The organism is Qipengyuania sp., assembly GCF_043423005.1.
In the GTDB taxonomy this organism is placed as follows: domain Bacteria; phylum Pseudomonadota; class Alphaproteobacteria; order Sphingomonadales; family Sphingomonadaceae; genus Qipengyuania.
In genome coordinates, this window is the sequence record NZ_JBHWMI010000055.1 from 1 (window position 1) to 6058 (window position 6058).

At 65.0% G+C, this 6058-nt stretch carries 5 protein-coding genes; 2 read left to right on the plus strand and 3 right to left on the minus strand.

Annotated elements, in window-relative coordinates; all coding sequences use genetic code 11:
* Positions 1 to 89: 89 nt before the first annotated feature.
* Both ACHFFA_RS08840 and ACHFFA_RS08845 read right to left on the minus strand, forming a co-directional pair.
* Positions 90 to 491, minus strand: coding sequence for a type II toxin-antitoxin system death-on-curing family toxin (locus tag ACHFFA_RS08840; RefSeq protein ID WP_394270485.1), 402 nt, complete (start codon positions 489 to 491; stop codon positions 90 to 92).
* 1 nt (position 492) lies between these two features.
* Positions 493 to 720, minus strand: a complete 228-nt coding sequence (locus ACHFFA_RS08845) for an AbrB/MazE/SpoVT family DNA-binding domain-containing protein (RefSeq protein ID WP_394270486.1) — start codon at positions 718 to 720, stop codon at positions 493 to 495.
* Between the two features lie 110 nt (positions 721 to 830).
* Between ACHFFA_RS08845 and ACHFFA_RS08850 the strand changes: the two genes are divergently transcribed.
* A complete protein-coding gene (locus ACHFFA_RS08850) occupies positions 831 to 2726 on the plus strand; it encodes a M1 family metallopeptidase (protein ID WP_394270487.1) in 1896 nt (631 codons plus the stop codon).
* 83 nt (positions 2727 to 2809) lie between these two features.
* Complete coding sequence (locus ACHFFA_RS08855) at positions 2810 to 4900, plus strand: RelA/SpoT family protein (RefSeq protein WP_394270488.1); 2091 nt, start codon at positions 2810 to 2812, stop codon at positions 4898 to 4900.
* A 559-nt stretch (positions 4901 to 5459) separates the two neighbouring features.
* Here the strand turns inward: ACHFFA_RS08855 and ACHFFA_RS08860 are convergent.
* Entirely contained in the window at positions 5460 to 5816 is a 357-nt protein-coding gene (locus tag ACHFFA_RS08860) for a hypothetical protein (RefSeq protein ID WP_394270489.1), read from the minus strand.
* Positions 5817 to 6058: the final 242 nt, after the last annotated feature.

Here is a 6058-nt window from a genome sequence, read left to right on the forward strand (position 1 = left end):
ACCGGGGGACGTTGTTCGGCCTCAAGACCGGCGGCAATATCGATGCCATCCTGATGAGCCTGCCGCCCCGCGCGATCTGGAGCTGAGGTTCAGTCCGCCGCGGCGGCAAGATGCTGCCGGAACCAGTCGGCCAGCTCGTCCTCGGTGAGTTCGCCGGCGGCTGCGGCAAGGACAGTGCGGATTGCGTCCCCCCTGTCGAAGGTCAGGTGCTCGCCATTAAGGCTCAGGAACAGTCGCGCCGCGATCCAAGCCGAGCGCTTGTTTCCGTCGACGAACGGGTGATTGCGGACCAGCCCGAAGGCGTAGGCGGCAGCGAACCGCGCCATGTCGGTATTTCCATAATGCCATTGGTTCACAGGCCGACCAAGCGCAGACTCGAGCGCGCCCATGTCGCGAACTCCGGGCGGGCCACCATGCTCCGCCAGCTGCCGATCATGTGCGGCGACGATGACTTGCAGGCCGACCCAGATCGGCTCGATGACGTCCGACATCCTACTGCGCCAAAGCGCGCAGGATATCGCGGTCCTCGCGCATGATTGTCTCGGCAGCTTCCATCTGCGCCGCAAAATCGCCATCGCAGGCCGAGAGCCGAATACCGTCAGGCGCTTCACTTACAAACAGGGCGTCGCCCACGTCCGCGCGCAGCCGGGCGAGAACTTCCTTCGGCAGAATGACGCCGGCCGAATTGCCGATCCGGGTAATCTTGAGGGTCTTGTTCATACGCTTGTTATAACATCGAGATCAGCCATCAGCAAGGCGCGGCGTGCTTGGTGCTTGAAAAAGCCGCTGCCAGCCGCCACCCGTCACGCGAGATATCCGGAGAGAGATCGATGCGCCGCCTGCTTGCCCCTGTTGCCCTGCTTCTCGCCACTGCCGCCTGCTCGACGGTGCCGACCACTCCGGCTGCGAGCGATGCGATGATCTCGCCCATTCTGACCACGCCCGACGCGCTCGACAGCCAGACCCATGCCCGGCCGCAGGAAGCGCGGGTGACGCATGTCGCGCTCGACCTCGCACTCGACTTCGCGCGCAAGACGGTGGCGGGGAGCGCTGCGCTGGACGTGCTGGTCCGGCCGGGGGCCAAGGAGATCGTGCTCGATACCAAGGGTCTTGCCATTGCCCGTGTGACCGACGGGGCCGGCCGCGCGCTGCCGTTCACTGTGGGTGCTCCGGCGGCCGATAAGCCCGAGATGGGCACCCCGCTTACCATCGCGCTGAACGGTGCGCGCAAGGTCCGGATCGACTATACCGCGCCCGCCGATGCCAGCGCCCTTCAATGGCTCAGCCCCGAGCAGACCGCAGGGGGCGAGCATCCGTTCTTGTTCAGCCAGGGCCAGGCGATCCTCAACCGCAGCTGGATCCCGACACAAGACAGCCCCGGCATCCGCCAGACCTGGGAAGCGCGGATCACTGCGCCCAAGCCGCTCGACGTGGTGATGAGCGGGGTCCGGCAGGGCGAGGCCGAAGACCTTGGCGATGGCCGCCGGGCCTTCCGCTTCATGATGGACAAGCCGGTGCCGCCCTATCTGATCGCGATTGCGGCGGGCGATATCGATTTCCAGGCGCTCGGCCCGCGCACCGGGGTATGGGCCGAACCGGCCGTGCTGCCAGAGGCCGCGCGTGAGGTGGGCGATACCGAGCAGATGGTGGCGGCGGCCGAGCGGCTTTACGGGCCCTATCGCTGGGGCCGTTACGACATGATCGTGCTGCCGCCGGCCTTCCCCTATGGCGGGATGGAGAACCCGGTGATGACCTTCCTCACCCCCACCTTCATCGCCGGTGACCGCTCGAACAACGGGCTCGTCGCGCATGAGCTGGCGCACAGCTGGTCGGGCAATCTCGTCACCAATGCGGTGTGGGGCGACGGCTGGCTAAACGAAGGGGTGACCTCCTATTTCGAGAACCGCATCGTCGAGGAAGTCTACGGCAAGAAGCGCGCCGAACAGGAAGCCGCGCTCGCCTTTGCCAATATCGAGGAGACCTTGCGCGAAGTCGGCGCCGATGCGCCGGGCACCGCGCTGCATAACGATGGCAAAGGCGAACTCGTCGGCAGTGCGATCGCCTATGACAAGGGGCATTTCTTCCTGCGCACCGTCGAACGCACGGTCGGGCGCGAGCGGTTCGATGCCTGGCTGCGCCAGTGGTTCGACAATCACGCTTTCCAGCCCGCCACCAGCAGGATGCTGCTCGACGACATGCGCGCCAATCTCGCGCGCTCGCCGGCCGAGGCTGCCGCTTTGCAGCTTGAGGAATGGATCTTCGCGCCCGGCCTTCCCGCCAATGTCGTGCGGCCCGATCCCGCCGCTTTCGCCGAAGTCGATGCCGCGGTCGCCGCCTATGCCCGCGGCGGCACCATCCCGGCGGCTTATTCCGGCTGGACCAGCGCCGAACGGATGCGCTTTCTCGACAATATCCCCAAACAGCGCAGCGCCGCGCAGCTGGCCGAATTGGACCGCGCGCTGGGGCTGTCGCAGACGCGCAACAACGAAATCCTGTTCCTGTGGCTCGAACTGGCGCTGGCCAACCGCTACGACGCGGCGATCCCGCAGGCGGAACGGTTCCTCGGCACGGTCGGGCGGGGCAAGTTCGTACGACCGCTTTACGAGGTGCTGTGGAGCGGCGGCGAATGGGGGCAGGGCCATGCCACGCGCATCTATGCCCGGACGCGCGACAGCTATCACACGGTGACCCGCGAAGGCATCGACCGGGTCATGCGCCGCCGCTGACCCGGCCGCGGGGCGGGCACTCGGCGCAGCGCGAAAAAATTACGCATTGCGCTGCGGCGCAAGGCGCAACACATTCGTTTGTGATGCTGCGCCAGTATGAGCTTGTCGAACGGGTCAAGGCCTATGATCCCGACGCGGATGAGATGATGCTCAACCGCGCCTACGTCTACACTGTCCAGAAACACGGCACCCAGACCCGGGCCAGCGGCGATCCCTATTTCAGCCACCCGGTCGAGGTCGCCGGGCTGATGACCGATCTCAAGCTCGATCAGGAAACCATCATCACCGCGTTGCTCCACGATACGGTGGAGGACACGCTCGCCACGATCGACGATATCGAGCGCAATTTCGGCGGCGAGGTCGCCCGGCTGGTCGACGGGGTGACTAAGCTGTCCAAGATCGAGCAGATGCCCGAGAACGACCGGGCGGCGGAAAACCTGCGCAAGTTCCTGCTCGCCATGAGCGAGGACATCCGCGTGCTCCTCGTCAAGCTGGGCGACCGGCTGCACAACATGCGCACGCTGCATTTCATCTCCAAGGAAGAGAAGCGCCAGCGGATCGCGCGCGAGACGATGGATATCTACGCCCCCCTCGCCGAACGGGTGGGGATGTACGAATACATGCGCGAGATGCAGCTGCTCGCCTTCGAGCAGCTCGAGCCCGAAGGCTATGCCACGATCATGCAGCGGCTCGAGCAGATCCGCGAGCAGGACGGCGGGCAGGTCGATGCCATCGCGCTCGACATGAAGCATGCGCTCGCCAGCGCCGGGCTCCACGTCGAGGTTTCGGGGCGCGAGAAGCATCCCTATTCGATCTGGCGCAAGATGGCCGAACGGCACGTCTCGTTCGAGCAGGTGACCGACATCATGGCCTTTCGCATCATCTGCGAGGATGTGGCCGATTGCTACCGCGCGCTGGGGGTGCTGCACACCACGTGGCAGTTCCTGCCCGGGCGCTTCAAGGATTATATCTCGACCCCGAAGACCAACGGCTATCGCAGCCTTCATACCTCGCTGCTCTATGGCAAGTCGATGCGGGTGGAAGTGCAGATCCGCACCCGCGAGATGCACCGGCTCAACGAGTTCGGCCTCGCCGCGCACTGGGCCTACAAGCAGGGCGACCGGCCTGACGGGCAGGTCGGCTGGCTGCGCGACCTCATCGAGATCGTCGATGCCAGCCACGATGCCGAGGAACTGCTCGAGCATACCCGGCTGGCGATCTATCAGGACCGCATCTTCGCCTTCACCCCGAAAGGCGCGCTGTTCCAATTGCCCAAGGGGTCGACCGCGGTCGATTTCGCCTTCGCCGTCCACACCGATCTCGGGCTCCAGACGGTCGGCGCGAAGATCAACGGGCGGCACATGCCGCTGCGCACCCAGCTCGCCAATGGCGACGTGGTGGAAATCCTCAAGGGCAGCATCGCCGATCCGCAGATGAGCTGGCTGGGCTTCGTCGTCACCGGCAAGGCGCGCGCCGCCATCCGCCGTGCGGTGCGGCTCAAGGAACGGGCCGAGATCGCCGATATCGGGCACAAGCTGTTCGACGAGATCGCGGTGCGGGTGCCGGCCAAGATCGGCAAGAAGGCCCTGCGCGCCGCGCTCGCCCGGCTGGAAATGGACGAGGAGGAGGACCTGTACCACGCGATCGGTTCGGCTCGCATCGACGATCGCACCGTGATGGAGGCACTGGTGCCGGGCTGCACCGCCGACATGGAAGAACCCGAGGAATGGACGGGCGGCAGCAAGTCGCTGTCGATCCGCGGCTTGACCCCGGGGGTGGGCTACAACCTTGCCGAATGCTGCCATCCGGTGCCGGGCGACCGGATCGTGGGCCTGCGCGTGCCGGGCGAAGGGGTCGAGGTCCACTCGATCGACTGCCACCGGCTGGCCGAAGGGATCGCCAGCGACTGGCTCGACCTGTCATGGGGCCGCCACAGCATGGGCGCGGTCGGGCGGATGCGGGTCACCCTCTACGACCGCCCCGGCACGCTGGCCGAGATGGCCGGCATCTTCGCCAAGAACAAGGTCAACGTCAAAAGCCTCGAACAGACCCAGCTCGATTATCCGTTCAGCACCTACGAAATCGATCTGGAGGTGCAGGATCTCGCCCACCTCAACCGCCTGCTGAGCGCGGTGCGGGCGAGCGATGCGGTGGCCCAGGCGGAACGGGTATAGGCGCGCATCCGGCGGCCAGTCCGGACCTTTCGGCCAGCATCAGGTGCAACGGGCGACAGCCGGTGCGACAGGCCCGAGCATCACGGGCAGTGCTTCGTGCGGCCTTGTAGAAGCTGGTGACGGAATTGCCGCCGCACATGTGAGCATCCGTTCGGCCCTGTGCCGGCGGGCGGCGAGAGGTGCGGGCGCGCGTCCTTCCCTCGTGCCGCGGGGGCATACCCCCGGTTGCGTGCGGCCCCCTTGTGCAAGGGCGCCGACGGCAGGCTCGGTCGGCCCGCTCCCGCTGGCTGCCGTGACGCAAGGTCCGCAAGAACCATGCGCCAGGCACCGGCTGTCAACACGGCGAGGTAAACGAAGCGCCACCGCCACCGCACCCGTTGCGGCAGCGCTTATAGGCGGGGGGCGGGTGTGTAGGAAAGGCGACGTTGCCGGGGGTGGACGCCTATTCGTTGCCGGCACATTGACTGGGTTGCGCGGACATTCTTTGACCGCTTTCGGTAGAGCGCGGCACATGCGGGAAGGGATGGGATGGGGTGGGAAGCGGACCCTAGCCGACTGACTAATCCAACCAATCGAACTTCCTTCGGGCGGCTTCCTCGGCGCTCGCTAAGTCTTGGTGTTCACTCGACCACTCTCGGGGCACCCAAGCCGAAAGGTCTCCGTCCCGTAACAGCGCTTCAAGCGTGAATCGGTAGTTTCCATCGTTATAAAGATTGAAGCAGAGCCGCTTGTCGCCAACAGGTCCGAGGACCGTCTTGATCGCCGATTGAAATCTCCTGCTTTCATCAGCGGCGGGCTGTAGTTCGTGTAGATTGGCCGGCTCGCCTGTATTTTCCCAGCGCCAGTCTACGGGCTCATCGGAATAGTCGTCCGGATACCTAAGGATTTCCATCAACGACTCTTCCCAGTGATCCATAAGGCGTTGCTCGTCACCGGTCGCAGAGAGCGTTCTGACTACTAGTTCCCATCCCAACCAATTGAGTGAGCCGAAACTGCTCCGGTCGATCCCAGTGTGAGCTAAGTTCAGGACCCATTAAATCGCTTGCGCGGGAGGCAATCGGTTGATTCAATGGCAGCATCAAGGAGGTGGTGCTGTTGTCAGATCTGTGGTTGTTGAGCGAGGCGCAGATGCGCCGGATCGAGCCTTATTTCCCTCTG